Below are 532 nucleotides of genomic sequence, written 5' to 3'. Positions count from 1 at the left end.
GATGGTGCATGCGCTACAACACGCGCAGACGACATTCCTGGTGCAATCTTCTAGCCCCCCGATGACTACGAAGCACTCACATCAGCTACACTGACCCAAGCAGCATAGCTAACCCCCGACGTGTCTACTTTCCGGGGGTCAGGCCCATCAGAAATGGACCCTTCAATTGCAACACACAATGGTTGTAAAACAAATTGAAGGACCAAGACTCGATAAGTCTTGGTCCTTCAACTTTGTATTGAGTTATGGTTTGTTGTTTGGTGTCGGCGGTTTCTTACTCTCCCACAACCTCCCGGTTGCAGTACCATCAGCGTTAGCAGGCTTAGCTTCCGGGTTCGGAATGGGACCGGGCGTTTCCCTGCTGCTATAGGCCACCGACAAACACACGGAGCAAATTCTGGTTGCTGGTGTTGTGTCAGATACACTGTGTAGTGGACGCAAGCGACAGTGATTAATTGTTTGTCATGTTTTGTTGTTTACACACTCTCGATAGTTCGGAGTGTGTGTGTTTGTTTTGGTCTATTAGTACCAG

Annotated in this window: 1 rRNA gene and 1 pseudogene; one reads left to right on the top strand and one right to left on the bottom strand. The window is 49.1% G+C overall.

The features are described from left to right. Positions 1-108 (top strand): annotated as a pseudogene (locus HMPREF2806_RS14015) (IS3 family transposase); the annotation flags it as partial. Between the two features lie 153 nt (positions 109-261). Here HMPREF2806_RS14015 and rrf read toward each other — a convergent pair. Then, positions 262-379 (bottom strand): 5S ribosomal RNA (rrf, locus tag HMPREF2806_RS05560). Positions 380-532 lie beyond the last annotated feature (153 nt).

The sequence above is a fragment of the Corynebacterium sp. HMSC076G08 genome (assembly GCF_001811515.1).
Taxonomy (GTDB): Bacteria; Actinomycetota; Actinomycetes; order Mycobacteriales; family Mycobacteriaceae; genus Corynebacterium; species Corynebacterium hiratae.
The sequence above is the reverse complement of the archived record's forward strand: the minus strand, read 5'-3'. Positions and strand labels throughout refer to the sequence as shown.